Origin of the sequence: Natrinema pallidum DSM 3751 (assembly GCF_000337615.1) — an archaeon.
In the GTDB taxonomy this organism is placed as follows: domain Archaea; phylum Halobacteriota; class Halobacteria; order Halobacteriales; family Natrialbaceae; genus Natrinema; species Natrinema pallidum.
This window is the reverse complement of sequence record NZ_AOII01000106.1, coordinates 1-26602: the sequence shown is the minus strand read 5'-3', so window position 1 is coordinate 26602 and position 26602 is coordinate 1. Positions and strand designations below refer to the sequence as shown.

20 protein-coding genes and 1 rRNA gene are annotated in these 26602 nt (G+C 64.6%); 4 read left to right on the top strand and 17 right to left on the bottom strand.

Going from position 1 to position 26602, the window contains the following annotated elements:
* Positions 1 to 829: ribosomal RNA gene (locus C487_RS19830) — 16S ribosomal RNA — on the bottom strand; the annotation flags it as partial.
* 992 nt (positions 830 to 1821) lie between these two features.
* Between C487_RS19830 and C487_RS17540 the strand changes: the two genes are divergently transcribed.
* Both C487_RS17540 and C487_RS17535 read left to right on the top strand, forming a co-directional pair.
* Complete coding sequence (locus C487_RS17540) at positions 1822 to 2199, top strand: winged helix-turn-helix domain-containing protein (protein ID WP_006187176.1); 378 nt, start codon at positions 1822 to 1824, stop codon at positions 2197 to 2199.
* A complete protein-coding gene (locus tag C487_RS17535) occupies positions 2196 to 2492 on the top strand; it encodes a DUF7521 family protein (RefSeq protein ID WP_006187175.1) in 297 nt (98 codons plus the stop codon). Before C487_RS17540 ends, C487_RS17535 begins: the two co-directional genes overlap by 4 nt.
* 142 nt (positions 2493 to 2634) lie before the next feature.
* Here C487_RS17535 and lpdA read toward each other — a convergent pair whose 3' ends face one another.
* The 9 genes from lpdA to C487_RS17490 form a co-directional block, all read right to left on the bottom strand.
* Positions 2635 to 4101: a dihydrolipoyl dehydrogenase gene (gene lpdA, locus C487_RS17530; protein ID WP_006187174.1), complete on the bottom strand. Its 1467-nt coding sequence runs from the start codon at positions 4099 to 4101 to the stop codon at positions 2635 to 2637.
* Positions 4102 to 4169: 68 nt separating this feature from the next.
* Positions 4170 to 6383 (bottom strand): phage tail protein, encoded by a 2214-nt coding sequence (locus tag C487_RS17525; protein ID WP_006187173.1) that lies wholly within the window; start codon positions 6381 to 6383, stop codon positions 4170 to 4172.
* 3 nt (positions 6384 to 6386) lie between these two features.
* On the bottom strand, positions 6387 to 8354 hold the full coding sequence (locus tag C487_RS17520) for a putative baseplate assembly protein (RefSeq protein ID WP_006187172.1): 1968 nt from the start codon (positions 8352 to 8354) through the stop codon (positions 6387 to 6389).
* A gap of 48 nt (positions 8355 to 8402) precedes the next feature.
* Positions 8403 to 11555, bottom strand: a complete 3153-nt coding sequence (locus tag C487_RS17515) for a putative baseplate assembly protein (protein WP_006187171.1) — start codon at positions 11553 to 11555, stop codon at positions 8403 to 8405.
* On the bottom strand, positions 11552 to 11950 hold the full coding sequence (locus C487_RS17510) for a GPW/gp25 family protein (RefSeq protein ID WP_006187170.1): 399 nt from the start codon (positions 11948 to 11950) through the stop codon (positions 11552 to 11554). The genes C487_RS17515 and C487_RS17510 overlap by 4 nt, the downstream gene beginning before the upstream one ends.
* 3 nt (positions 11951 to 11953) lie before the next feature.
* The gene (locus C487_RS17505) at positions 11954 to 12244 is read right to left on the bottom strand and encodes a PAAR domain-containing protein (protein WP_006187169.1); all 291 of its coding nucleotides are present in this window, start codon (positions 12242 to 12244) and stop codon (positions 11954 to 11956) included.
* 11 nt (positions 12245 to 12255) lie between these two features.
* Entirely contained in the window at positions 12256 to 12993 is a 738-nt protein-coding gene (locus C487_RS17500) for a phage baseplate assembly protein V (protein WP_006187168.1), read from the bottom strand.
* Positions 12990 to 14018, bottom strand: a complete 1029-nt coding sequence (locus C487_RS17495; RefSeq protein WP_006187167.1) for a phage late control D family protein — start codon at positions 14016 to 14018, stop codon at positions 12990 to 12992. The genes C487_RS17500 and C487_RS17495 overlap by 4 nt, the downstream gene beginning before the upstream one ends.
* A gap of 2 nt (positions 14019 to 14020) precedes the next feature.
* On the bottom strand, positions 14021 to 14695 hold the full coding sequence (locus C487_RS17490; RefSeq protein ID WP_006187166.1) for a CIS tube protein: 675 nt from the start codon (positions 14693 to 14695) through the stop codon (positions 14021 to 14023).
* Between the two features lie 1558 nt (positions 14696 to 16253).
* On the opposite strand from C487_RS17490, the gene C487_RS17475 reads away from it, so the two are divergent.
* Together C487_RS17475 and C487_RS17465 are read left to right on the top strand one after the other, a co-directional pair.
* Positions 16254 to 17252, top strand: a complete 999-nt coding sequence (locus tag C487_RS17475) for a hypothetical protein (protein WP_006187163.1) — start codon at positions 16254 to 16256, stop codon at positions 17250 to 17252.
* 585 nt (positions 17253 to 17837) lie between these two features.
* Positions 17838 to 18152 carry a hypothetical protein gene (locus C487_RS17465; protein ID WP_241431105.1) on the top strand — a complete coding sequence of 105 codons (315 nt, stop codon included), beginning with the start codon at positions 17838 to 17840 and terminating at the stop codon, positions 18150 to 18152.
* A 3322-nt stretch (positions 18153 to 21474) separates the two neighbouring features.
* On the opposite strand, the gene C487_RS17445 is transcribed toward C487_RS17465, so the two are convergent.
* From C487_RS17445 to C487_RS17420, 7 genes are all read right to left on the bottom strand, one after another.
* Positions 21475 to 22536: a hypothetical protein gene (locus C487_RS17445; RefSeq protein ID WP_006187157.1), complete on the bottom strand. Its 1062-nt coding sequence runs from the start codon at positions 22534 to 22536 to the stop codon at positions 21475 to 21477.
* Positions 22537 to 22933: 397 nt separating this feature from the next.
* A complete protein-coding gene (locus C487_RS17440; protein WP_006187156.1) occupies positions 22934 to 23389 on the bottom strand; it encodes a phage tail protein in 456 nt (151 codons plus the stop codon).
* A 48-nt stretch (positions 23390 to 23437) separates the two neighbouring features.
* Positions 23438 to 23695 (bottom strand): DUF6760 family protein, encoded by a 258-nt coding sequence (locus tag C487_RS21615; RefSeq protein ID WP_169316577.1) that lies wholly within the window; start codon positions 23693 to 23695, stop codon positions 23438 to 23440.
* A complete protein-coding gene (locus C487_RS17430; RefSeq protein ID WP_006187154.1) occupies positions 23692 to 24252 on the bottom strand; it encodes a hypothetical protein in 561 nt (186 codons plus the stop codon). Before C487_RS17430 ends, C487_RS21615 begins: the two co-directional genes overlap by 4 nt.
* On the bottom strand, positions 24249 to 24413 hold the full coding sequence (locus C487_RS21135; protein WP_162831896.1) for a hypothetical protein: 165 nt from the start codon (positions 24411 to 24413) through the stop codon (positions 24249 to 24251). The genes C487_RS17430 and C487_RS21135 overlap by 4 nt, the downstream gene beginning before the upstream one ends.
* A complete protein-coding gene (locus C487_RS17425; RefSeq protein WP_006187153.1) occupies positions 24410 to 24868 on the bottom strand; it encodes a phage tail protein in 459 nt (152 codons plus the stop codon). Before C487_RS17425 ends, C487_RS21135 begins: the two co-directional genes overlap by 4 nt.
* A gap of 54 nt (positions 24869 to 24922) precedes the next feature.
* On the bottom strand, positions 24923 to 26557 hold the full coding sequence (locus C487_RS17420) for a phage tail sheath subtilisin-like domain-containing protein (RefSeq protein ID WP_345775607.1): 1635 nt from the start codon (positions 26555 to 26557) through the stop codon (positions 24923 to 24925).
* Between the last annotated feature and the right edge of the window lie 45 nt (positions 26558 to 26602).

Sequence of the window (26602 nt, the reverse complement as noted above, 5' to 3'; positions counted from 1 at the left end):
CCCGGGTATCTAATCCGGTTCGTGACCCGAGCTTTCGTCCCTCACCGTCGGATCCGTCTTCCAGAGGCGCTTTCGCCACCGGTGGTCCGTCCAGGATTACGGGATTTCACTCCTACCCCGGACGTACCCCTCTGGTCTTCCGGTCCCAAGCCACGCAGTTTCCACCGGACGCCCGCGCGTTAAGCGCGCGGATTTCCCGATAGACTTGCGTGGCCAGCTACGGACGCTTTAGGCCCAATAATAGCGGTCATCACTCGTGCTGCCGGTATTACCGCGGCGGCTGGCACCGGTCTTGCCCAGCACTTATTCTACGACCACCTTACGGTCGTGAAAAGCGAGGACTATATGCCCTCGCACTCGGAGTCCCCCTATCGCACTCGCGTGCAGTGTAAAGGTTTCGCGCCTGCTGCGCCCCGTAGGGCCCGGTATCTTGTCTCAGATACCGTCTCCGGGCTCTTGCTCTCACAACCCGTACCGATTATGGGCACGGTGGGCCGTTACCCCACCGTCTACCTAATCGGCCGCAGCCACATCCTATGGCGCCGTAACGTTTCGCGTTCGTGCCACTCCAGGCGATGAACGNGCCGTTACCCCACCGTCTACCTAATCGGCCGCAGCCACATCCTATGGCGCCGTAACGTTTCGCGTTCGTGCCACTCCAGGCGATGAACGTTATTCCACATTAGCCTCAGTTTCCCGAGGTTATTTGGATCCATAGGGTAGTTTGGCCACGTGTTACTGAGCTATCTGCTACGAGTCTAAACTCGTGCAACTAGCATGGCTAAATCGGACTCCAATAGCAATGACCTCCGGCAGGATCAACCGGAATGCTATCTGTACTCTCCCGTGGNTGGGAGAGGGTCTGTTGGCGGTGAATGTTGGTACACACTCACACAATGGTCCACGTTCGATGACACACGGATCGTCGACCGATCGAGCGTCACCGAACTACCAAGGCTAACATCAGATCCCATCTGTACGGCGGACCGCAGGGGTGGAATCCTCATTTCCTTCGGATGTATTCGTAGGCCGTCTGGGGTACATAACCCCTTCGGACTCGAGCCATCCGAGATGACGGAACGGATTGAACGTTCCGTCGATCACGTTTTCGTTCGCGTTCATATCCAACTGCCCTCGTACATATAAGGGCATCGGATCGCGTCCTCGCCGGAATCCGCANATTGAACGTTCCGTCGATCACGTTTTCGTTCGCGTTCATATCCAACTGCCCTCGTACATATAAGGGCATCGGATCGCGTCCTCGCCGGAATCCGCATCCGGCGGGGACTTCCGCGTACTCCGAATGACGAGCCCCTATCATATAAGGGCGTCGTATCGGAACGCCGTCGGTCGGCGTCAGTCGCGGCGAGTCCGAGTGCCTCGAGATGGACGGTAACGGAGCGGTCCGCTGCCGTCGCGAGGGCGGATATGATGCCTACCTCCGTGCCGGATCGCGGCCGGAGGGAACGTGGCGGCGTGCGCCACGTTGTTCGCATTAGTGTCGGATGCCCGGGCAACATATAAGGTCGTCGGACGAGACCGGCATCGGAACCCGATACCATGGCACGATTTTCCGCGAGACCATTGCAGCAGTGACACTAATAAATGCAGCGGCTGCTCGAGCGAGTCGAAGCGCCGTCTCGAGAATGTCACGCGGGCGGAGGTCGGCCGGTCATCCCACCCTTGTAGGGAGTCGGACCGAATGATACCCGCGTGCTCGCACTCGAGCGTGCACGCGCATGAAGGCTTCGTGTCGCGGGCCACCGGACGGGGGCAACGCATCGATGCCGATAAACCATGTGCGTTGCAAGAGGGAGACGAATGGTCCGGGACCCGTTCGCTTCGGAGTCGACGCCGTCGGCAGAGGAGATCTGCTCTGCGCTGGACGATCCCGACTGCCGTGAGATCATCCGTAATCTCGAGGAGCCAATGACCGCGTCGGAGCTATCGAAGCGGTGTGAGATTCCGCAGTCGACGCTGTACCGGAAACTCGAATTGTTGACCGAAGCGACGCTGCTCGAGGAGTCGACCGAGATTCGACAGGACGGCCACCACGCGAGCAAGTACTCGATCGCGTTCGACGAAATCACGCTCGGGTTGGACGAAGAGCGGTCGCTGACGATCCAGATCGAACGGCCGGCGCGGACGGCGGACGAACGGCTCGCGGAACTATGGTCGGAGGTGCGAAAGGAAACATGAATCCATTGCCCGCCGGCTCGGCCGAGACGATGTTCGCGCTGGCCGTCGTCAAGACGCTCGTGCTCGCGGTTGGGAGCATCATTACGTACTTCGCGTTCAAGGCGTATCGTCGGACTCGACAGCCCGCATTGGGCTATCTCGCCGCAGGGTTCGGACTCGTCACGCTTGGACTGGTCCTCGCCGGAATGTTGTACGAACTGCTCGATGTCGGGCTCGCGACGGGAATCTTACTCGAGAGCCTACTCGTGTTGGCTGGCTTTCTCGTGATCGCGTACTCGTTGTACGTACAGTAAGAGTCGACCTCGAGTTCGTCCGGTCGCCAACGCTCGCCGTGGGCCAGTGTGTGCCGCGGGTCGGATGGAAATCGACAGAAGCCGGACGAACGGAAGTACCGAGGCTGCTATTCAGGGATCGGTTCCAGATCCAGTAAACGGATTACCGATTGAGCGTGTGAATCGCGTGGCCGAGCGCGTTTTCGGCGGCCTCCATCACTGCCTCCGAGAGCGTCGGATGCGCATGAACCGTCGAGGCGACGTCCTCGAGGGTTGCACCGAGTTCGATCGCGAGGCCGAGTTCGGCGATCAGTTCCGAGGCTTCGGGGCCGACGATCGAAGCGCCGAGGACGTAGCCGTCCGCGTCGTCGGCGACGATCTTGACGAAGCCGTCGGAGTCGCCGGTGGTCAACGCACGGCCGCTGGCGCGGAGCGGGAACTGACCGGTGACGGTCTCGAAGCCGGCGTCGTCGGCCTCGGATTCGGTCATCCCGACGGTAGCGATTTCGGGGTCAGTGAAGACGACCGCGGGCATGGCCTGGTGGTCGATCGCTGCTGGTTCGCTGGCGATCACCTCGGCAGCGACCTGTCCCTCTGCGCTGCCTTTGTGAGCGAGCATCGGTTCGCCGGCGACGTCGCCCACGGCGAAGATGTGATCGACGTTCGTGCGTGCGCGCGAATCGGTTTCGATGAACCCGCGATCGTCGGTCTCGACACCGGCTTCCGCGAGGTCGAGCGTGTCCGAGACCGGCTGACGGCCGACGGCGACGAGGACCTTCTCGGTGTCGAGTTCGAGGCGCTCGTCCGCGACGGCTTCGGCGCTTCCACCGTCGGCGGTGGCCTGTTCGGCTGGGTCGGCGACGACGCGGATCCCGCCGTCCTCGCGCTCGTCCCAGTCGGATGCGGTGTAGCCGAACTCGAAGTCGATCCCGAGATCGGTCGCCCGCTGTTTGACGGGACGCTTGAGGTCGTCGTCGTACCCCGGCAGGATCGAGTCGAGCATTTCGATAACGGTCACGTCGGTCCCCAGTTTGGCGAAGACGCCGGCGAGTTCCATCCCGATGTAGCCGGCCCCGACGACGACCAGTGAGTCAGGAACGGAATCGAGCGCGAGCGCCTGTTTGGAATCCAAGACCGGCTCGTCGTCGAACTCGAAGTTCGGGATCTGGATGGGCCGCGAGCCGGTTGCGACGATCGCGTGTTCGAACTCGAGCGTCTCCGAGCCCTGCCCCTCACCGCTGTGCGAGACGCGGACGGTGTTCTCGTCCGCGAAGTGGGCGGTGCCCTCGAGCAGATTGACCTGGTTCGCCTTGCAGAGTTTCTCGACGCCGCTCGTGAGTTGATCGACGACGCCGTCTTTCCAGTCCATCATCCCGGCGAGATCGACCGCGGGGTCGGCGTGAATCCCCATCTCCTCGGCGGAGGCGGCCTCGTGGGCGATATCCGTCGCGGTAATCAGGGCTTTCGACGGAATACAACCGTAGTTCAGACAGGTTCCCCCGTAGGCGTCCTTCTCGACGAGCGTGACGTCCAGGTCGAGTTGTCCGGCGCGGATCGCGGCCACGTAGCCAGCGGGTCCGGCACCGATTACCAGTACGTCCGTTCCAGTGGTGACATCTCCAACGACCATTGTTCAATTCGGACGGACGATCCGAAGCATACTGTAGGTGTTCCTTGGCGACAGCCCACCGAGCATCGTTACTCCGATTCGGTTCGATCGACGAGCACCGTGTTCTCGCCGAGCGTCGTCTCGCCGAGCGCGAACTCCCGTTCAGTCAATCTGCTGTTGATTCCCAGGAACGTATCGCCCTCGAGACTCAACTCGTCGTCGATTTCGACGACATCAGCGCCGACGTGGGCCGGTTTCCCGGATTCGACGATCGCCTCGATCGCGTCCCGTTCGTCGTCGGTTTCGAACGGCCCACAGAACACGGCAAACGACTGCGGCCCGGACGCGGGAAGCGGATACTGGCGGCGAACCGAATCGCGGTCGATACACGCGAGGTCGTCGTCGTCGATAAAGAACAGGCGGTGGCCCGACGGCGTATCTCCGACGGTTCCGTCGCCGCCGTCGGCCGTCGCCGTCGGTGCTGCGGGACTGTCCCCGTCGACACCGCTCCCGCCATCGCCGTCGAAGCCGCCATCTCCCGGCGAGGCTGCCGGTGAGGGAGCCGCCGAGGCCGATCCGGTATGGCGGAGATAGAGTTCGAGCATCGACTGGAGCCCTGCTTTCGTGCCGCGTCGTTTGTACAGCGCCGGCGCTCGAGAGAGCAGTTCCCGCCGTGCGTCCTCGGGCCAGTTCTCGTCGGTCTCGACCGCGAGCCACTGCTCGAGCCACGAGAGGGCCTCGCTCGGAACGGCATCGGGGTCGAAGTAGCGGCCGATGTCGTCGATTTCCGCCTCGATATCGGCGAAGACGGACTCGAAGACGGAGAGGTACTGTTCTAAGAACGCGGCCGAACGATCGTCCTCCTGGTAGAGCTCCGGAAGGTATCGGAGGTACGACTGACGCGGACAGAACGCCGTCACGGAGTCGACACGCGGCGATGACTGCGGGCTCCCGTCGAGTTCGAGCGCGACGAACAGGTAACGACCGACGGCGTCCCGCAAGAAGACGTCGTCCGGGTTCAGAGCGTCGACGGTCGTCCAGTGGACATCAGCGTGTGCCGCCAGCGCGTCGATCGCTGCGGTCTGCCAAGCATCTACGTCCGACCGGAACCGGTCCGGCAGCGCCGCTGTGAGCCGGTCGCTGTCGCGACGGGCAAGCTCCCAGACGGAGGTGACGCCCAGATCACGCAGCGAATCGGCCGCATCGGCCGATATCGCATCGAGGTCCGCGAAGGCAGCGTCGCTGGGCATCGGATGGTTCGTCGCGAGATATCGGACCCGGACCTGCGTGCTCGCGGTCAGCTGGGAGAGTTCGAGCGCGAGGCGGTGCCACTCGGTGTCGTCCGAGCCGGAATCGTATCGGTGGAACGCGTCGCCGACGTGACGGTCCCGCCGCGGATGGCGCGCGTGGCGCTGTCGCTCCCGGAGCAACTGGCCGGAGCCGTTCGAACCGGTAACGGCGTACAGCTCCCGCCGGTCGTCGGGTGCGGTCGGTCGAGCGGCGAGGGTCCGACAGGACCGGTCGAACCGATGGCGCTCGCGGAACGCTCCCGATTCGGGGTCGCGCTCGAACAGGGCTGGCAGTTCGTCCTCGAGTTGGCCAGCGACGAAGAGCGTGTCGTCGACCACCGAGACCGCAGTCGGGGAGAACTTGCTGTCCGCCGCGACGAACTCGGCCTCCGTAATCGGGAACTGGTCGGCGGTGTCGTTGTCCCCGAACGTCCGGATGATCGGGTCGCCGTCGTTACGGTCGAGCACGTACCCACGGCCGTCCGCACCGACAGTGATGTCGGTCGGGTCGACGAGCCACCAGTCGATCGTTAACTCGGCACCCCCGTCCCGGCCGATGGTCCGGACACGACCGACATCGTCGAGGAGGTAGAGGCAGCCCCCACCGTGGGCGATCCCGATCGGGTCGGTCGCGTCGGTCTCGATGGTTCCGATCGTCCGCTGGAGTTGTGGTGCGATGACGGTGATGGAGCCGTCGGTTCCATCCGCGATGAAGGCTCGATCGTCGTCGACACAGAGCGCACACGGATCGTCGATATCGCCAGCGGAACGGGTCCACAGGCGTTGTGTGATGTCCGTCGTCGGGTCGTGGCGATAGAGCGACCCCGACGTGTGAAGGCTGTACAAATCGCCGTTCGAATCCATCGCTGTGTCGACGACAGCGTCGTCGATCGCCGATCGCTCGATGGAAACCGTCGTTGCCAGTCCGATCCCCTCCTCGCGGACATCGACGTTTCGTCCGATCCACTCCCGCCAGTCCGCGGTACTCGTCGTCGTCGCGTATGAAAAGTCCATGAGTTAGGCACCCCCATCGGTCGAATCGGTTTGGATCGAGAGATCCGTCGTCACGTCTTTGACGGCGAACAGCGAGGTGTCGTCGATCCGGACGGTCCCGTCGTCGATCGTTGCACCGCCGTGGGCGACGATCGTGACTTCGCTGACCCGGTCTATCACGTCCAGTTCCGCGATCCGGTCGACGAGTTCCGAGCGGTGCAACGCCTCTCCGAACGGCCATCCCGTTCCGTCGTCCCCCGTCAGGGGATGGACGAACTCCTCGATGGCGGTCCGAACGGCGACATCGTGACCACCACCGGCGTATCGAGCCCTGGCCCGACCGGTAACCGAGATATCGAGACCGACGTACCGGGGCCCCATCACGCGGACCCGATCGCTCAGCAGTTTCCGGTCGCCGATATGCTGCCTGACGGCGCGCAGGAACCCCTCGCTCGGTTCCGGCATCCCAACGTCGGGCGGCGCGAAGGGGACGACGACGACGGTGATCTCGCCGTCCTCGACGAGTACGTTCGTCCGGCCGATCCTGAGCCCGGGCGTATGCGCGGCGACGTACCGGTAGTCGTCGGCAGTGATCGCCCGGTACGGGATCCGGCGGTCGCGTCGCACGCGGTCGAGCGCGTCGTCGATGGTCTCCCTGGCAGCGCCCCCGGTCGCGGCCGCCGTCGGTGTCGCCTCGATGTCGCTCCCGTCGATCGGTCCCTCGAGCGAGACGTCGGGATCGGCGAGATGCCAGATCGTCTCGACCGGAACGTTTCCGGCCTCGCCGCCGCCGGCAACGTAGTCGGCGACGACGGTGGCATCGGCGGGCGGAACCCGACCGTGATTGCCATCGCCGAAGGTGACGGTTCCCGCCTCCCGGTCGAGGACGAAGTGTCTATCGTCGGGCCCGGAGGCATCGAAGTCGGGAACCGCCTGCCACCGTTGCCCGTCGACGAACACCGTCGCGGAGAGCACCGGCGACCGCTCGAAGGCGTACGTCTGGCCGTCGAGCGCCGGCGTCTCGTGCGGGCGGCCGACCTGCGTCAGCGCTTCGTCGCGGACCGACACCCGATGGCTGACCGAGACGACGTTCGGCTCGATGGCGTCGAACTGCGGCGGGATTTCGTGTCCGGCCGTCTCGAGACGACACCGGAGCCACGGTCGGTCCGACGACCGAACGGCAGCCGGCGGGTCGGGCATGTCCGCGCCGCTCGCCACCGCCCGGTCGTCGGGCAGGACCAGTTCGATCCGGCCGCTCCGATAGAACGCGTTCGTCCCGTCGGCCGCGACCGAAAGCCGGTGCCACGCGTCGTCGTCCCCGCGGCGATACTCCCAGACGGGTTCGACCGAGGGTTCGAACGACGACTTGAGCGAGCCGTGGGTCGCCGGCTCCGGGAGGTTGTCCTCGTGGTAGTCGACGGTCAGGGTCAGCGTCCGGGCATGTTCGAAGGGGTCGTTATCGAATCCCAGATAGCAGGCGTCCCCCGCGGTCGCGTCGGCACCGAACGCACGGTAGAACATCCCGTCGGTCCGGTTCGCGTGGGTGTTGTCGGTCCGGCCGCTATCGGTCACCGTCAGCACGCGCTCGAGGGTCGCCGCGGTCAGCGTGACCGCATGGTCGGTCTCGAACCGGTAGCTCGCGTCGGCATCGTTGGTATCGGTGACCGAGAACTGCGTTCCGGCGGGGAGTCGTCCCCACGCGGCGTCGGTCGGCAGCGACAGTCGCAGACGCGTCGACGCCGGCGTCGGCGGCCGTCGGCGCTCGCCCATCAACGCGAGGTACTTTTCACGGTGGTCGTCGGTGACCCTGTCGAGTTGATAGACGTACGTTTCGGTCAACCAGGCCAGAACCTCGAGGATCGTGATCCCGGGATCGTGCGGATTGGCGTCGGTCCACTCGTCGGCGTAGGCTGGAATGAGGTTCGTGGCCTCTGACAGGATCTCCTCGTAGGTTCTGTCGTCGAGTTCCGGAACGTCAATGCCCACGTCCATCACCTCCGGTCGGTCGCCGATTACGGCGGTCGGATCGGAGCACGTCGCTCACGAGCGATCCGCCTCCATCGTGACCGCCACGTCGTGAGCCCCGCTACAGACGAGTCCGTCAGACGGGAGGGGTGGCCCCGTCTCGCGCTCGGACAGGGAGCGTTGCTCGCCGCCAACCTCGATCGTCGCATCCAGATCGACCACGTGAGCGACGTGGTCCGCACCGTCGACGAGTTCGGCCAGCGCGTCGACCGACGGGGCCTCGCCGAAGGCCCACCCGTGGCCCCCGTTTCCGTCGAGGGGATGCAGGAACTCGTCGAGCCGTCGTTCGATCGCCGCCTTCAGCAGCGAGACGCTCGTGCTGTCGGCCATGGACACCGCGACCGAGACCGAGAGCTCGGCGTAGCTCGGTCCGCGGACGACGATCCGGGACGTTTCGGACTCCACGAGCGAGGCTGGCGCACGGTCGCGGACCGTCTCGCGAACTCGTTGTTTGAGTTCCATCGACGGCACCGGTTTCTCCCGCTGTGCGTGGGGAACGATCAGGAGGGTGACGCTGCCGGCCTCGGCGGCCCCGTCCGGATCGCACTTGACTTTCGACAGTTCGCGAAACGCCGCGTTCGCGACCCGTTCGTAGTCGGTCGGCGTAACCGCCCGGTCGCGGTGTTTGAGTTGGTTCGTGGTTCGTTCGACGAGCGCATCCCTGGACTCGGCATCGGCCCCGCCGTCGGCGGGCTTCGGGTTCGAGACGTCCTCGGCCAGCGAGATCGAACTCTGTAGATCGGTGATCGTGTCGGCCGCGACGTTGCCGTCGCGCCCGCCGCCGGTCGTATACGTGACCGTGATGTTCCCCTGTCCGGCCGGCGGGATCCGGCCCCGGTTGCCGTCGCCGAAGCTGACGGTTCCGTCGATCCTGTCGACGACGTAGTGGCGGTCGGTCGCCTCGGATTCCAGGAAGTCCGAGACCTGCTGCCATCGGATCCAATACTCCGTCACGTCGCCGCTGGCATCGGTGACGCGTCGAACGTCCTCGGGCCGCTCCGAGCGGAGGTCGCGCCGTTCGCTGGTCGACACCGTCTCGGACTCGTCGACCCACACGTCGACGTCGATGACCGGCGCGTGGGCACACGCGAACGATTGCTCGTGGGTACCGTCACTCGAGCCGAGGACTTCGTCCTCGATCGTCCGCGTGTTGTAGGCCCACTGCGTGTTCGGATACAGTCCGTCGAGGGTCGGCGGGGCTGTGGTCCGGTCCCGGGGCTGATCAACGTCGGGAGCCGATCGCGCCGACTGTGAGCCGTCGATCGGTCGCCGGTCGAACTCGTCTTGGGTAACCCGGATGCGAATCCAGTGGCAACGCCGACCGAAGCGGTCGAACGCGGTCGTCGGTTCGGGAAAGGTCAACTCGACGATGCCACGCTCGGTCAACCCGCCGGTCCGGTCCCGGACGGTGAGTTTCGACCATTCGTCGGCGTCGGGATCCACACAGTACTCCCAGCGCATGCCGGGATCGAACGAGCGCGGATAGGTGACGTCCTCGATCGGGACGAAAAACGTAAGCGGGCCGTTTCGAAGCGTTTCGTCGAACCCCAGATACAGCGTCTGGGTGTCGTCAGGGAGTTCGTCGAACGGCGAGATCGGCGATTCGCTTCCCGCGAGGTCGCCGCTGATGGCGGCGTTGTTGCGCGTCCGAATCGTCTCGAACGGTTGCATCCCGCGGTCGTAGTGAATCGAAATGTCGCCGAAACAGGGCGGGTCGGGCGAGTTGACGACCGACCCCCGTGTGCCGGCATCGGTGACGCCGAACGACGGCTGTCCGTAGTTTCCACTGACCAGCCGAGCGCGGACCCAGACGTTTTCGTGGCCGGACACCGCCGTCGGTTCGATGTCCTCGGGAACGGTAAAGCGAACGTGGCCGGCCCGCCGCAGCGCGTTCGTCTCGTCCTCGAGAACGGTCAGTCGGTTCCAGCCGCTACCGGTCCAGTACTCCCAGGAGAGTTCCGGCGGCCCGCCGAGCACCCCCACGCCCTCGGCCGCCGACGAACCATCGGCGTCGATGTCGACGTCGCCGGGCGTGTCGGCACCGAGTTCGTCCGCGTCCGGTTCGGCGGGCGGGTCGAACCGTACCTCGACGACCCCGCCCCGCTTGGTAAAGGCCTCCTCCGAGGCGATATAGAACGTCGCCGGCGGTTGGGGCAGCCGACCGAGCGGCCGAACGTCCCCGTCGTCCGTCGAGAGCGGAACGTCGTTCGAACGTAGCGAGTCCGGAGCGAGTCCGTCCTCGCTCGGATCGCGGCCGACGCTGGCCGAAATCGATTCCAGGTGCAACGAGAACACATCCGGTTCGGGCTCGTCATCATCGATCCGACACCGAAGCCATCGACTTTCGACGCCGTCGACCGCGTGTTCGACCGGCGTTCCGGGAAGCCGAAACCGCAACTCGAGCCGATCGCCATCGCCGGATCGCGAGGCGGAAGACTGGAGCCGTTCCTGTAGCAGGTCGAGCCGAACCGCGTCGTCGGCCGCCTCGTCGTCAGTCCACTCCTCGAGCCGATGCCATCCCTCCGTTCCGTCCTCCTCGCCGTAGTACTCCCAGACGGCGTCGGTCTCGAGGACCGGATTGTCGGTGGCCATCTCGGCGGTGATCGTGATCGGCGAACCCGGCTCGAGAGTCAGCAGGTCGCTGTGTGCTAGATAGAGAACGTGTTCCTGAATCGTGTCGCCGGTGAACAGTTCGACCGGTTCGTCGGCGGTTCGAACGTCGCCGTGGTCGACGATTCGATCGGCGGCGGGATCGACGGAGAGCACATCCGTCAGCGATGCCCCAGTCGCTTCGAACCCGTCGTCCTGTGGAATCTCGAAGATCTGGTCGGGACCGTCGCTCGGTTCCGCGACGGCCTGTGTCCCGCCGGGGATCGCGACGTTGCGATCGATATCGGCTGAGACCGAAAACGTCAGTGGAAGCCGTGCGGCCTGGGGCGGTCGCCTATCGAACCCGAGCGCGTCGAGGAACGCGATTCGGTGTTTCGACGGGACGTCGTTCAGCCGCCGGATGACGTCGGCACCGAGCTGGGAGAAGATCCGCAAGAGCACGGTGGCGTTGTCGTCCGTCGACGGGTCCCACGATTCGGTGTACTGATCCGCGAGGGTCCGCACCTCGGCGTACAGTTCCTCCCGATCCCTGTCGTCGACGACCGGTGGCCGACTCATCCGTCGCCCTCCGTGATGTAGAACGGATACACCATGTTCGAGAGGCTGTTGGTCGTTCGAACCCGATACTCGATGTCGATAAGGACCTTGTTCGGCGCTTCGTCGTCCGTTCGAGCATCGATGTCCTCGATATCGATTCGCGGCTCCCATTGGACGAGCGCCTCGCGGACGCTGCTCTCGATGAGGTTCAGCGTCGCCGGCGTCGCGGCCGAAAACACGTGGTCGTGGATCTCACAGCCGAATTCGGGTCGCATCACTCGCTCACCCTTGGCCGTTCCGAGAATGATCCGGATCGATTCGCGGATGTCGTCCTCGGCCTCGGACGTTCGGACTGAGCCGCGGGCATCGGTCTCGACCGGAAACGACCAGCCGGTTCCGAGAAACTCATCGGACATGAGTCAGCCGATCATGACCGTCGAACACCCACTCACGATCGTGTTGGGCGGTCCGCTCTCGACGATCGTATCGCCCATTCTCGCCGCGGGCATCTTGTTGATTAGGACGCTCGTACTCCCCTTGGTCACGGTGCCGCCGACGTGGGGGACGGGTCCGGTGGTGAGCGGACACGTATGAACGTCCGCCAACGCTCGCCACGCGGGCCGCTTCCCGATCAGGACGTTCGGACTGCCGGTCCCGGTCAGCGGCGTCCCGTGTGCCGTCTGGTCGCCGACTCTCGCTGCTGGTTGCATTTGACTCTATTTTAATTCAAGGTAATTAGTTTCCCTTTAACTTTTACCATCCCGGTCCCGTCGACGTTAACCATCGACCCGGAGAGCGCGAGTTTCGCCTTGCTATCGACATTGACCGGGCCCTTCCCTTTGATCTTGACGCCCTTTTTGCCCGTTATCTCCACGGAGTTCCCGTCGAGGGAGATCGTCGATGCCGAGAGTTCGAGTTCCGATTTCGCGTCGATCGCGACCGAACCGCTGTCGGAATCGATCGTAATGCTGTTGTCGCTGGACTCGTCACTGATGCTGATCGTCTCCGAACTGCCCGAGTCGTCGATTACGATCTCGTTGCCGCCGGTCGTTCGAATCGTAATACTGCCGTCGTCGGCGTCGTCGAACGCGATCACGTGATCGCTCCGGGAGCGAACCTCACGGATATCGTTGTTCCCGTTGCCGTTTTTCTGCGGTGGTTTCTGCTTGCCGTTCCACAACGACCCGATCACGAACGGCTTGTGAATGTCGCCGTTCTCGAACGCGACCAGTACCTCGTCGTCGATCTCCGGCAGGAAGTAGCTCCCGTACTCGTTGCCGGCCATCTCGGTGGCGATCCGCGCCCAGTGACTCTCGTCGTCGGCGTCGCGCCACGGGAACTGGAGTTTGACTCGACCGAGATCCTTCGGGTCCTCGTTGTCCGTCACGATACCGACGGCGACGCCGCGAATACCGCCGTCGTCCGCGCCCCCGTCGTCGATGAACCCGGACGGCTTCACGAGGACACCTCCGTTACCTCGAAGGACGTCCGATAGCCTGCGCTTCCCATCCGGTGAGTGGCTTCGGTGACGTAGTAGTCAGCGGAGAATCGGCCCCCCAACTCCTCGAGTCGAACAACGCTGCCGGCCCTGATTTCGGGGGTACCGTCGGCCTCACCGTGACCGGTGATGACACCGTCGGAGAATCGATTCAATTTCGTTTCGGCGACCCGTTTCGCTTCGTCCCGTGACATTGCTTGTACTCTGAAAACCTCCTTGTAGTTCGCGTTCGTGCTGCCGGCAGTCGCGACGATCTCGGATTTGTTCTGTTCGTCCCAACTCCGGACCTCGACCTCATCGATCTGAGACCGCTGTGTGATTTCGGCGTAGAAATCGTGCAGCGCCTCGCCGTACCACAGTTCGGCGACCGGACCGTCGCCGTCGCCTTTCGCGGAGCGGGGGCGGAAACGAACGGTGTCCCGCTCGGCGTAGAACTCGAACCCGTAGGTCTCGGCCAGCTGCTGGAGGAACCGGTAATCGCTCTGGCCGTCCTGAATCAGCTTTTCGCGTTTGATCGACGCGTCGGAGACGTCGACCGTCGAAAACGGGTACGACGACAGCACGTCCTCGACGGCCGACCCGACCGTCTCCTCCGCCCACGAGTCCGAGCGAGTTCCCTGCATGAGTTCCCAGAGCAGCCCGTAGCCCGAGACCGTGACTGACGGTCCGCGGTCGGTCGTGAACTCGGCGTTGATCGAGCGGATGGAACCTGTTAACAGCGGCGTCAGCGTCCCGTCACCGCCGTACCCCATCGCGATCTCGACATCCGTTCCGACCGCGAAATCGTCCCAGGTCAGGCCGCTGAACTCCCCGAGTTCCTCGTCGAACGGGAAGTTCAGGGTAAACGAAAACCGATCCGCGCCATCGAGAGTCGTCTCGACGACGAGGTCGGCGATCCGGCCGCCCGGCTCCTGAAACTTCGCGTCGCCGATATCGACTTTGAACCGCGGCGAATAGCGCGGCTGAATGTTCGTTCCGGTACTCATGACTACAGCGGGGGTAGTTCGAGTTTGTCACCCGCTTCGATCGCGCGGGGATCCTCGATGTCGTTGTGATCGGCGATCGTCCGCCAGTGCGACGAGTCGCCATACTCCTCGGCCGCGATCAGCCATAAAGTGTCACCGTCGGTGACCGTCCAGACTTTCGTCTTGTCCGTCGACTCCGGCGACACCTCGGATTTGTGATAGTCTGCCGTCTTGTACTCCATGAACACGACGTTTACTCGAGCACGGACGGGAACGCCGCTGGGCAGGAACTTCGTGAACTGCTTGTTCGCCCGCTGAACAAGGGCGGTGAAGTCGATTCCGTCGCCCCAGACGAACCGACAGACCGGCGGCGCGTGCAACTCGCCGTCGACCGACAGCAGCGTATCGATGTGTTTCGTATACCGCTCGCGGACATCGACCCGCTCCGTGTCGGGCGACCCCTTCGAATCCAGTTCGTCGCTCGTATCGAAAAACAGTTCCATCGACAGCGTTTCCGCGTTCCCGTCGACGAACTGCATGATCGATGCCCCCGAGCCGGTCGCCTTGAGTTCGCCGTAGTTGACGCTTTTCTCGACCGTGTAGGCGTTCGGGTTGAACTTACAGTCGATCGTCTCGCCCTTCTGTTTCCCGTTCAGGATCATGATCTGGGCCTTCTCGAGCTTGCCGCTGCCGCTCATCTATAGTCCCCTCCGTTCGCGCTCGACCCTGATCTTCCGCTCGAGCTTCCGGTAGAGTTCCTGAACGGCGCGATCGACGTCGGCATCGAACCGCGGGTCCGTACCGGACGACAGATCGACGCTGTCGAACCGGTTCCGGCTGTGACGGTCCTGACCGGATCGACGACCCCGCGGCGGTTCCGACCGGCGCGCCGCGGACTGCTGGGGGCGATCGATCGACGACCGCTGTCCGTCGTTCAGTCTCGATCCCACGTCGTCGTGACCGACTGCCGACCCGGACTGGGCCGATTCCCGTCCGCGCTTCGACCCGAATCCGGATCGCGTCCGATCACCGCCAGTCTCCCTTCGATCGGACGATCCGCGTCGCTCACGACCGGAGGCGTGCCCCGGCGTCGTACGACTCGCGGTCGATTCTCGAGTCGCCCCACTCGGTGTCGTCGAGTCGCGCGGCGTTGCGTTCGAACCGTTCGGTCCACCCCGGTCGACGGACGGCGCGTCCGTCGCCGACGACCGTCGATAAGTCAGCGACGGTCGGTCTGACGCTGCACTCGTTTGCATCCCGTTCACACCCGTACGTCCCTCATTTGATTCAATAGTATTAGTTGTTGGTTTATTTTTCGGGGCGTTCAGTACCCGAGACTGCCCCGACGATGCCGATGTGGCCGCCGTGTCCGTCGTCAGTTCCGATACGTCGTCTCGAGTCCGGAGGGAAAGTGACGGGGTATCGGCCCCAGTGCGACCGCTGTGTCCCTCGCCCGTCGCAGAGGACCCCGTCGACGGCCGTCGACGCGTACGGAGACGCGATTCGAACCGTCGACGCTCGCCCGCGATCCCGGCCGTAGTCGACGGCCGATCCGACGCAGTCGGCGCGAGACCGTCAGCGTCACCGGGCTCCGTGGCGGCCGTTCCGACCCGTTCCCGGCTCGAGTCACCAGCGCCGATGGGGTCTCTGTCTCGCCGCGACGATGCGTCGGCTCGCTCCGCCGTCGATCCCGGACGGACGGCGATCGTCGGCGGTCGCGCTGGACGGGAGTCGGATCGGGAACCGGACTCGTCCGACACGCTCGCAGCGGCGGTGCCGGGACGGACCGAGCGATGAGTCGTGTGAGACTGGCCCGACGAGCCGGCCGCCGTCGTTCGCAGAACCGAAAGCGGCGTCCGTCGGTCCGACTGAGGTGCTCGAGTAGCCGCGACACCGGTCGCCCCGGCTGCCGCGGTCGTCGCCGGCTCGATCCTCGAACTCGAGTCGGGCACAAGGCTTCCTCGAGCCCGTCGGGGACGCGATCGAGCGGCTGCCGCCGTGGTCTCGACGCCCTGACCCCTCGACGGACGCCGGAGTGTGGCCGAATCGACTGCTTCCTGCGGATCGACGCCAGTCGGTCCGGTAGCCGGTTCCCGACCGCGCCAGTCCTCCGAGCGAGGGCGTGAATCGATACTATCCTTTCGCTCGGACGACGATCGGTCGGGAACGGTTCGCTGGGCATCGGTACCCGACGGACGGTGTTGCGCCATCGCTCCCGTCGGCGAGGAGCCGGCCGCGTTACCGTGATCGAACACGGTGACCGCCGAGCGCCCGTCTCGAGGCGACTGGGACCGCGACCCGGTCGGATCGGTCACCGCGGGCGACCGATACTGGAGTGTCGCCGACCGCCTACCGAACTCCGCTCCGAACTGGGAGCCGGCATCCGATGTGAGGGGATTCGAACGGGTCGGTCGGCGGGGGTTCGAGGCGGTGCGAGACGGCGAGGCGACGGCGTTCGTCGAATGTGTGTGTGTCGTCGTCCGGGTCGACGTTTCACGAACGCGAGCCCCGACCGGTCCGGTGTCGGGGAACGAGGAATCACTCGTGGCCCGTTCCCCCTCGCGTCGCGTCCGGGACGGGCCGGTCGGCCCGGCCGTCCGGGACTGCGAACCGTCACCGGACCCGCTCCACGTGTTCTGTGTGGCACTGGACACGTGGCTCGAGACGAACGAGGGCGTTCCCGTAACCGGTTGTGATACCGCGATTTCGGTTCCGGCGTTCGGGTTCGAACGTCCCGAGCGGAGCGCCGACTCCGAACGGGACGAGTCCGGTCTCGAGTCGGGTGGCCGAATCGTCCGATCGCTCCGTCCAGGAGACGGTCCCCGATCGGAGCGCAGTCGAAGGACCGGCATCCGGCCGCTCGAGTCCGGCGGAGTCGTGCCCGCTCGATCGCGCGTTGTCCCCGACTCGAATCGACGGCTACTAGAGGTGACCGCCGTTCCGAGAGCCGTCGGGTTCGGGTCGGAAGACGCGGCTGCGGGTTCGGTGTCAGCAGCGGACGGCTGCCGGCTCCTCGAAATCGTGTGTGAGGGTGCGGACGGCGTGTCGCTGTTCGATATCGTCACGGGCGTCGCAGTCGTCGCCCCGGACGCCGCGCTCGAGCGGGGGTGCTCGAGCGAACGAGTGCCCCTCTCCCCGTCGTGCGATCGCGTCCGAGAGACCGACCCCGTCCGCGAGCCACCCATCTGTGTGAGCCTCCCCGCTTCGGATCCGCCTCTCTGCGTGACTGTCTCCATTCCGGACCCTCGGCGCTGAGAGATCACATCGGGCGCGTCCGCAGCCACGGGTTCGCGCCGCGATGAGCGGACCGGTCCCGAACTCGATTCCGAACGGACCACGGCTTCGGTTCCCTGTTGCGAACGATAGGAACGCTCGCGTCCCGTCACCGCCAGCCGCGGTCCTCGCGAGTTCAGGGACGCGGCTCCGCGCGGCTCTCGTTCCAGTAGTGGAGCGATATCGGCCCCCATCTCTCCTCGAGACGGTCCCGTGGCCGCGACAGATCGCAGCGAATCGATACGCGTCGGCGCTCGAATCGAGGCCGGATCGTCGCGCCGTGACGGGCTGACGGCTGCTGAGTCGCCAGTCGGATCGGACGGGCGAGTGGCGGCCCAAGCGGACACTGCTCCCTCTCGAGCCGACTCGTCGCTTCCGGCGCGGGCGGCAGTCGCCGAGGATGGAGCGGGCGTGGTATCCGACGGTCGACTCCGCTCCGAACGGACCGCATCGGCGGCGTAGCGGGCAGTCGAATTTCCGATGTCCGATCGATCCCGTGCCCATCCGACGGCAGTGTGGGTTGCGGCCGGGGTTCGCGGGCTCGAGGTGGATGCGTCGGACCAANCGATGTCCGATCGATCCCGTGCCCATCCGACGGCAGTGTGGGTTGCGGCCGGGGTTCGCGGGCTCGAGGTGGATGCGTCGGACCAAAGCGAGTCGATACGCGTCGGCGCTCGAATCGAGGCCGGCTCGTCGCGCCGTGACGGGCTGGCGGCTGCTGAGTCGCCAGCCGGGTCGGACGGGCGAGTGGCGGCCCAAGCGGACACTGCTCCCTCTCGAACCGACCCGTCGCTTCCGGCTCGAGCGGCAGTCGCCGAGGACGGAGTGGGCGTGGTATCCGACGGTCGACTCCGCTCCGGCCGGACCGCATCGGCGGCGTAGCGGGCAGTCGAGTCTCCGATGTCCGATCGATCCCGTGCCCATCCGACGGCAGTGTGGGTTGCGGCCGGGGTTCGCGGGCTCGAGGTGGATGCGTCGGACCAAATCGAGTCGATACGCGTCAGCGCTCGAATCGAGGCCGGATCGTCGTGCCGTGACGGGCTGACGGCTGCTGAGTCGCCAGCCGGGTCGGACGGGCGAGTGGCGGCCCAAGCGGACACTGCTCCCTCTCGAGCCGACTCGTCGCTTCCGGCGCGGGCGGCAGTCGCCGAGGGCGGAGTGGGCGTGGTATCCGACGGTCGACTCCGCTCCGGCCGGACCGCATCGGCGGCGTAGCGGGCAATCGGACCCACACTATCCGGTCGCCTTTGGACCCGCCCAGCGGCGTCGGTTGCGCTCGAAAGTCGCAAGTTCGATCGCCCTGCGTCGGACCGAGGCGGCGACGAAACGCGAACCCGGGGATTAGGTTCCGGTGCTCCCATCTCGTCGGGTACGGTCCTCGAGTTGACCGCCGCGGTCGAGTGCCGAGAGACCACGAGTTCCGAACCCCGACGGTCCGACTGCATCGCAGGGGGACGTGACGACGACCGACGTTCGGTCGCGGAGGCCCGGCCGGAACCCGGCCGCCCATCGTCCCGATCGTCGGTTCGTGGCGACGACGCACCCCGTGAAAAACCAGTGGCAGTCGACCCGAACGACCGGATATCGGTGGTCGAACGCTCGAAGCTGGGCGTGCGGTCGGGACGGCGATCACCAGCCGGTCGACCGCTCACACTCGAGAACGCGCGGATAGGCGATTCAGTGGGTCCGGCGCGTCCGGTCGTCGTGGCGGCGGTACTGGAACCGGATCGATAGTCGTCGACCACACGGGTAGTGTCCGTACCCGGCGGTGGCGATGGAGTCCCGGATACGGATGTGGCGTTCGGGTCGAATCGCCGCTGTGACTCGGCCAACTGTCGACCGACGACCGAACCCGGAGACACAGTCAGTCGACGGTCGGTCGCGGCCGGCACCGGCCGACCGTCAGCTGTGTGCGCGCCACGAGCCTCGGTCGCCAACTCCAAGGGAGGGTACTGTCCTGCTCGGCTCGGAGCCGCCATGGTAGGGGTCGCGGTTGACGGGGCGGTTCTCCGGGCTACTGGTTCGTGACCCGTTCGATCGGTCCGAGGCGATGCGCGTGACTCTCGGGAGACGAACGCGGAACGCGACGACTCCACTGCAGCCGTCCCATCGTGAAGCCCGCGCGAGTCCGTCGAGATCGCCCGCGACTGCCGTGGAATCCGATCGGTACCCGTCGTCATCACCGTCGGCCGGTGGCGACGCGGTCGCCGCGACTGGACCGCGGCCGCTCGACCCGAGTCGGAGTCGGACGGTTGGCGGTCCGCGCTGGCGCTGGCCGGGTCGGCCGTCCGGAATTCGATCGACTGTGACTGATCTCGGGTAGAATCGAAACCGACTCCGTGGTCGGTCCGAGCTTGCGATGGATGGCGCTTGCGGCCTTCGGCCGAGACAGCCGACCGGGTCGTCCCGTCAGTCCGCCACTCGAGGCGGCCGGTCGAGTCCGGTGCGGCGGAACTACGACTCACGGTTGATCCGACCGTCGGCTCGATCGCGCCCCCGGATCGTACAGGAGGCGACATCGAGGCCGCTCGAATCGGTGTCCATCCATCGTGTGTGGTACCGACGTCGGACTGACGACGCGACGGCGTGGTCGAGCGCCCGCGATCGCGGCCATTCGTCGCAGTCTGGGTCTCCCGGTCTCGACGATCCGTTCGGATCGACGGCTGTTGTAACGGCTGATTTGCGCTTTGCGTGGCACTAGCGGTCGTCGAAGCCGGGTCCGCGGCCGGATAGCTGCCGTCGGACTCGGGACCGACTCGACCCGCCGGGACACGACGGGTCGACTGCCCCTCGGCCGTCGGTACCGGACTCGAGTCGACCGCCGACATCGGGCGACGACCGTCGGGACGCGGATGCCGGACCGGGCGTTGTGCGGTCTCACGCGAGGGTGACGGCGGAGCCGTCGGCCCCGTCGGCGGAACCGGTCGATCGATGAGCGCCGGCGGCGACGCGGACTCGCCGCGGGCCGGCTCCCGACGTGCCGCGGTTGTCACGTCCGATGGCGTCTCGCGTTCGAGCGACTCGCTGTGACTCGAGGGGTGACTTCTCGGGACGTTCGGGTCGAAATCGGTCACCGAGCGGCGACGCTCGGAACCGTCAGAACTGGACAGAGTCCGCCGAGCGATTGCGTCCGCCCACGTGACACGTGTTTCGATCGCCCGCGGTCGGGTCGGCTGCCGTCGTTCGGTTCCGCCAGTCGGTTGCCGTGGCCGGTCGTCGTCGACCGGTCTCGATCGGTCGGGCATCGGCCCCGACTTCGCTCCGGAGGTCGGCGACGTATCAGCGTTCGATCGGGCAGCGACTCCCGCCTCAACGTCGCCTCGCCGGTGCGTTCGCTTCGACGAGCGGGTTCCGTCCCGGCGTTCGGGACCGTCGTGCTCGTGCGATGTCGCTTGGGAACGGACCGATGTCCGTAACTCGTGAAGCTGTGATCGCCTGTCGGACCGGAATACACGTTCTGCCGGCGACCGAGTGGCCGAGTCGGATAGCGGTCCGACCGCATCGTCGGACTGGGACCCATGGTCCGACCGACCGGACTGCGTGAGATACGTGAACGCATCCTCGTGATGGTCCGGCCGGGCGAACGGTGATGGAGACACGATCGATAGCTCCGGGTCGTCCACCGACTCGCCGTCAGGCGGAGCGACGGCGGGTGAAAAAAACGACAACTCGATCGGACTCCGTTTCCGCGCAATCCGGACGCCGAACCCACCCGCTAATCGGTCGGGCGTCAGCGTCGCGATGGATGCGACGCTGGAGCGGAGTCGAGCAACACCCGGCCGGTCGTCCGACTCGCCCGCCGTCGATGTATCTACGCCCATCGAGCGACCAGTCACGCTAATCTCCCGCAGCGCCGTCTCACACCCGAGGTCGTCAGTCGTTTTCATCACGGTTCGTCGAATCGCTGTTCACACTCATCGATGGCCGATTCATCTCCCCCTCCCACCACGATGCCGGTGTACACGCTCTTATTGAGATATTATAAGAGTACCACTTAATGGTTTTGACGATGCGTAACACAAAATTAGAGCCCACCAGACTGTACGGGTAACGGTTCGTAACTATGCGCTCGAGGCCACGGCACACTGCGTCGCAACCATCCAGCCCATCGTCCCGCATCCAGCCCATCGTCCCGATGACCCGACGCGCCCGAGCGGCCGTGATCGGGGTCGGCGGGTGGCTGACGCCGTCCCGGGACCGTCGGCTACTCCTGTGGCGTCGGATCGGCGCTCAACCCGATCGCCGACGGGTTGGACGACCGAGTCGGATCACGGTCCTCAGCGTCGTTGCCGCCCTTGAGAACGAATTGCTTGCCGGTCCGCGTGTAGATGATCGGGTGTTCCCGGCCCTGTTTGAGCGTGTATCCGAGCGGCAGGTCCATCGCCGCCTCGTTGGACTCGAGGAGGAACGCCTCCGGGACCTCGAAGGGGCGACGTTCGCCGGGCTCGAGTGTCATCTCCAGGTCGAACTGATAGAGGTCACGTTTCGTATCGCGGATCTTCGCCTGAGCCAGTTCGACGGGCGCAACGCCGTCGTTTTTGATCATCAGTTCGCGGCCGGGGCGTGACTCCGGGCTCGAGACGCCGACGATTCTGAGATCGGTCCGGTCGCTGATTCCGGACTCGTAGCGGTTGTAGACGAGGATCGTCGCAACCAGCCACAGGAAACCGGCCAGCAGAGTCGTCTGGAGATGCGTGAGCGTTCCCTCGAACCAGGGGAGCCACGCGACCAGCGTGCGGATGCCGAGACTGCCCAGGACGGCCCCGGCGAAACCGACGATACCGGCCAGCGTCCGCGTCTGAAGGAGTTTAACCTGAGCATAGCCAGCTTTGATGAGGACCGACTGGAGCGTGGACGGCGAGTTATCGTCCGTGTCGGGTTCGCGGCGCTGGCGGAGCGTCAGCACGGTCGCGACCGGCCACGCGATCAGCGAGCCGGCGAGGACGAACCAGAGCGGAACCGGACCGGCGACGGCGGCGATGCCGAGTCCGATCGCGACCACTGCGCCACAGCTCCCGCCAGCGATGGTCGCCTGCGCCCAGATCGAGAGTCGTGTCCACTGCTCCGTGATCGCGTCCTCGTAGTTTCGGTACAGTTTGTAGCCGGCATAGACGAGTGCAACGAGGACGAACACCGTCACCAGCAGGAGGACTCGCGATGAGATCACCCAGCCCGTCACGGGAACCGACGACTGGGGAACGTAGTCGACGAGTCCCGTCACGACGGCCACGGCAGTGACGAGCAAGGCGACGATCAGCGCCGCCATTAATGGTCGAATAACCGGAGAGAGTTGTTTTCGGACTGTCTTCGTGACCTGCGATGCGATGCGTCTCATGTTATCGGGTCACCCGTTTTCGGTCGGGAACGGCCGACTGTCGGCCGTCCGAGACCGGACTGTACGTTATCCGCTCGGTCGATTTCGTTTCCATTCTCTTATGCATATTTGTTGGATAATGTTTGTTAGATCCTATTAAAACGTAAGGGTAGTCGTGGGAAACGAGAGCCGGGAGCCGAGAGCAGTACCGACCGGTCGTCGCTCGAAATCGATCGGGCGACATCCGGGTGGTCGCTACGAGCACGTGATACAGCGGTTTGATCCGTGCGGATCGCTCACCGAATGTCGGGTTCGATCCACGGTTACCGCCCGCCCGTGGTCGCGAAGGTCATTCCGGCATTCCCGACATCTTCGAGAACTGCTCGTATGCCAACTCGATGGATTCGATCGCCATTCCGCGTTCGTTGCTCGCCAGATCCGGGCCCGACCATTTCGTCGGATACGCGTTCGCGAACTCCCATCCCCACTGACTCTGCCCTTGAAACCCGTCTTTCACTTTGACGACGATGTTCTTTCGAGAGATCGTCCCGCTCATGACCGTCTGGATCCAGTCCCAGAAAGCCGTATTCGTCGTCAATCCCCGTTGGAGGACGAGGTTCGCGTGCGCGAACTGGCCGGGTAACTGGTGCACGTGATCGTTGACGCCGCCCTCGCGGTACTGGACGGTTTCTAACTCCATCGTTATCCCGGCGACCTCGGTGAACCCGGCGACTGTTTCGCCGTCTACCTCGACCTCGAAGTTGTACTGTGCGTAGGGATCGTCTTCCGTTGTGTATGGTGCCATCGTCTCAATACTGCGGTTATAACGGCATCTGAGGGTCAGATGCCGCGGTTACTCGGAATCCGGCGGATTTCGGAGTACGATACCACCGCCGGCATCGTCACGCCCCCGGTCGCGACCGCGGCGCCGGCCACGGGACCGATCGGACTGCGAGTCGTTCATTCGATCGTTGATCCCGCTGATCTCCGTACACCAGCGCTGCCGTTCCCAGTGAGGCATGTTCAACACCTCGTCGTGGCTCCATCCGAAATGGTAGGCCACGAACGCGACCTCCTCGTAGAGACGGTCCGGTTCGTACAGCCGGACTATTCCGCTGGATTTCCCGGGTCGGACTCCTCGCTTTCGGGCGATTCCGCGCCTGTCGCCCGCATGTCGGCGGCCTCGAACCCGGGCGATTCGGCCGCCCCGACCCCGCCGAGGTCACCCCCAGTACTGACGGGACCGGTGTCGACGCCGGCGGACTCCATACCGCCGGCCGCTCCGTCGGTCGTCACGTGAGACCCGTTTTCCGCGTTGATTTCGAACGGCTCACCGCACTCGGGACAGGCCGTCTCGACGGCGTTTATTCCCTGGTTGTTGATCCGTTCGTACAACGCCTGCAGGTACTCGAGGTCCGTAACGAACAACTCCTCGATGACGCTCGCATCGATCGTCTCGAGGTCGCCGAGTTCGGTGACGACCCGCGAAAGCAAGACGATGGTCAGATACGAGGAGTTCGATTGGACGCGAGGGTTTTGCAGCGGCTTGATCTCGTCGGCTGCCGTGGCGAGTCGCATTCGCCCCTCCTTGTGGAGCGTTCCCTCGTCATCGACGTAGCCCTGTGGAAGGGTGAACTCGAACTCGGTCTGGAGCGTGCCACCGGTCATTGTCGATGGCCTCCGCTGTCACAAGCGACGACGACGCGGTCGGCGAACGGGGCGGCAGCACCGGTGTGAAGGACGCCCTCGTCGTCGACGCGCCAGTCATCGTCGAACCGATGACGGGGAACGGTGAACGCCTCCGGAGACGAATCCGACAGTCGTGTCATACGTTCTTCCGTTCCATCTCGTCGAAGGTGACGACGTACTCCTCGGTAGCGAGGTTGCCCTGACCGCCGCCGCCGTGGGAGTTGAGCGTCGGCGGGCGGTACTCCTTGATCCACGCCTTCGTGAACTCGAAGCGAAGCACCGAGTCGCCGATCTCGTTCATGATGATGACGGCGATGTTCTTCCGACCGCCGTCGTCCATCTTCCCCTGGTCGACGGATTTGCGCCAGTTGTAGAGCTCTTCGTTTTTCTCGTTTGCACCCCGAACGAGGATGAGGTCGTCGTACTGTGTATCCCCCCAGAGCTTTCGATTGTGCGATGGATCGTTTCCTTCGCGGTATTCGACTTGCTCGGTTCGCATCGCTGGCAGTTCGACCTCGACGAATCCGGGAATGCCGACGCCGTCGAGTTCGACTTTGAATTCGGTTTGTCTGAGTGGTCCGTGTGAGTCTGGCATTATCGTAGTGATTGCGTAAAGATTGGTTGATCGTCAGATGCGGTGTAGGCGGCGTTATTCGCCGGTGTCCTGGCTGATTCTGAAGACGACGAACTCGGCCGGTTTGACCGGTGCGACACCGATCTCGACGATGAGTCGTCCGTTGTCGATGTCGTCCTGCGTCATCGTCTCCTCACCGCACTTGACGTAGAACGCCTCGTCGGCGGTGCTCCCCTGGAGACCGCCGTCCCGCCACACCGTCGTCAGGAAGTTCTCAGCCGACTGGCGTACGCGGGCCCACAGATCCTCGTCGTTCGGTTCGAAAACCGCCCACTGGGTCCCTTCGTCGATCGACTGTTCGATGTAGAGGAACAGTCGTCGCACGTTCACGTACTTCCAGGACGGATCGCTGGAGGTGGTCCGTGCGCCCCACAGTCGGATGCCCCGACCCTGGAAGCTTCGGATACAGTTGACTCCCTTCGGGTTGAGGACGTCCTGTTCGCCCTTCGTGATGTTGTGCTGGACGCCGAGAATGCCGCGCACGACTTCGTTCGCCGGTGCCTTGTGAACACCGTGTTCCGCGTCGCTTCGAGCGAAGATACCGGTGATATGGCCGCCCGGCGGCACGAGCTTCTTCCGGTTGGTGAACGGATCCTTCGTCTCGATCCACGGATAGTAGTAGGCGGCGTACGAGGAGTCGACGGGCGTCTCGATATCCGAAATCGATCCCGCGTTCTGCGGTGCCTGCAGGATCGCGAACCGCTCACCCATGTTCTCACAGTGGGCGACGAGTGATTCGGTCAGCCCCTCGATATCGTTGTGGTCGGGGACACACATCAGGGAGACGCCGTCGAGTTCCCTGAATGCCGCAAGGCCCGTTCGCATCCCGGGCTTGTTGATTCCCTCGTAATCGCTGAGGGAGACGTCCTCGCTCCGGGGCTTCGACGACAGGTCCGAGACGACATCGACCTCGACTTCCTTCTCGCCGGACTGGACCTTTTCGAGGTCCTCCAGAAGGTCCTCTCGAGACTGCGTGGCGTCGATATCGAACGGTTTGGCGATTCCCTGCAGTTCGCTGTACTCCCGGTCGTCGAGCTCCTCCGGAACGTAGGCGGCGGTCTCGGATTCGGCGTCGAGTTGAATCAGGCCGCCGTCGGAGTACTCGTCGGGGACCTCGCGCGACAGCCAGGAGAGCCCCTCGGCGGGTCGTCCGGCATCCAGCTGTTCGAGATCCACGAGGACGGACCCCGGAATCTGTTTCTCGTAGAACTGGCTGGATTCGGGATCCGCCGACATGTCCTCGTAGACTTCTTCGATGTCGGGAGCCGGGTCGGGTTGATCGGACGCCGGCTTGCTGACCTCCTCGATATCGCACGACCAGTATCGCAGCGTCAGTTTGAAATACTCGTTCTCTCCCTCCTCGTAGAGCGGCCCGTCCTCGACGATGGCGGCGATGGAGCATCCCCACGCGCCCGGTCCGGTTGCCTCGACGGAGATGACGTCGGTTCGATCCTCGTCGACGAGGGTCGTCGTCGCGACATCAGTCGGCTCGGCGGCTGTGACGCGACCGACGTAACAGCGGCTTCCGCCGTTTTTGAAGAATCCGTCCACGGCAACGTCCAGATCAGAGGACTGCGGACTCGAGCCAAACGTTCGTTTGAATTCGGGTATGAGTTTACCCCGAAGTCTCGACAGCCGGCACAGCGTGATCCCGTGAGAGCATCTCATTGTTGTTGACGACTCGACGAAGTTCTT

What these genes read in the sequence shown, in the direction of transcription:
- C487_RS17540 (WP_006187176.1), top strand. Translation starts at nt 1,822, where the DNA reads ATGGTCCGGGACCCGTTCGCTTCGGAGTCGACGCCGTCGGCAGAGGAG.
- C487_RS17535 (WP_006187175.1), top strand. Translation starts at nt 2,196, where the DNA reads ATGAATCCATTGCCCGCCGGCTCGGCCGAGACGATGTTCGCGCTGGCC.
- lpdA (WP_006187174.1), bottom strand. Translation starts at nt 4,101, where the DNA reads ATGGTCGTTGGAGATGTCACCACTGGAACGGACGTACTGGTAATCGGT.
- C487_RS17525 (WP_006187173.1), bottom strand. Translation starts at nt 6,383, where the DNA reads ATGGACTTTTCATACGCGACGACGACGAGTACCGCGGACTGGCGGGAG.
- C487_RS17520 (WP_006187172.1), bottom strand. Translation starts at nt 8,354, where the DNA reads ATGGACGTGGGCATTGACGTTCCGGAACTCGACGACAGAACCTACGAG.
- C487_RS17515 (WP_006187171.1), bottom strand. Translation starts at nt 11,555, where the DNA reads ATGAGTCGGCCACCGGTCGTCGACGACAGGGATCGGGAGGAACTGTAC.
- C487_RS17510 (WP_006187170.1), bottom strand. Translation starts at nt 11,950, where the DNA reads ATGTCCGATGAGTTTCTCGGAACCGGCTGGTCGTTTCCGGTCGAGACC.
- C487_RS17505 (WP_006187169.1), bottom strand. Translation starts at nt 12,244, where the DNA reads ATGCAACCAGCAGCGAGAGTCGGCGACCAGACGGCACACGGGACGCCG.
- C487_RS17495 (WP_006187167.1), bottom strand. Translation starts at nt 14,018, where the DNA reads ATGAGTACCGGAACGAACATTCAGCCGCGCTATTCGCCGCGGTTCAAA.
- C487_RS17490 (WP_006187166.1), bottom strand. Translation starts at nt 14,695, where the DNA reads ATGAGCGGCAGCGGCAAGCTCGAGAAGGCCCAGATCATGATCCTGAAC.
- C487_RS17465 (WP_241431105.1), top strand. Translation starts at nt 17,838, where the DNA reads ATGTCCGATCGATCCCGTGCCCATCCGACGGCAGTGTGGGTTGCGGCC.
- C487_RS17445 (WP_006187157.1), bottom strand. Translation starts at nt 22,536, where the DNA reads ATGGCGGCGCTGATCGTCGCCTTGCTCGTCACTGCCGTGGCCGTCGTG.
- C487_RS17440 (WP_006187156.1), bottom strand. Translation starts at nt 23,389, where the DNA reads ATGGCACCATACACAACGGAAGACGATCCCTACGCACAGTACAACTTC.
- C487_RS17430 (WP_006187154.1), bottom strand. Translation starts at nt 24,252, where the DNA reads ATGACCGGTGGCACGCTCCAGACCGAGTTCGAGTTCACCCTTCCACAG.
- C487_RS21135 (WP_162831896.1), bottom strand. Translation starts at nt 24,413, where the DNA reads ATGACACGACTGTCGGATTCGTCTCCGGAGGCGTTCACCGTTCCCCGT.
- C487_RS17425 (WP_006187153.1), bottom strand. Translation starts at nt 24,868, where the DNA reads ATGCCAGACTCACACGGACCACTCAGACAAACCGAATTCAAAGTCGAA.